The 312-nt window shown below is 58.7% G+C and carries 1 pseudogene; it reads left to right on the top strand.

The window, feature by feature from the left end:
• A pseudogene (locus BC360_RS27560) lies at positions 1 to 312 on the top strand (flagellin); the annotation flags it as partial.

Raw genomic sequence — 312 nt, 5'->3', positions numbered from 1 at the left:
AAGCCGCGATCTCGGTCGTTGACGAAATCAAGGCAAAGCTGGTTGCTGCCAGCGAGCCGGGCGTTGACAAGTCCAAGGTCCAGAAGGAAATCACGCAGCTTCAGGAACAGCTGAAGAGCATCGTCAAGTCGGCGTCGTTCTCCGGCGAAAACTGGCTCTACACCGCTTCCGGCGCGACTGCACCGGGCACGAGGTCGATCGTCGGTTCGTTCAACCGTGACTCCAACAGCAATGTCAGCCTGACGACGCTCGACGTCGACACGACCAAGACCATGCTGATCGACGAAGCAGCAACAGCAAACGGCCTGCTCA

The sequence above is a fragment of the Ensifer sp. LC163 genome (genome assembly GCF_001695855.1).
Taxonomy (GTDB): Bacteria; Pseudomonadota; Alphaproteobacteria; order Rhizobiales; family Rhizobiaceae; genus Ensifer.
Note: the sequence above shows the minus strand (reverse complement) of the source record. Positions and strands in the feature narration are given on the sequence as shown.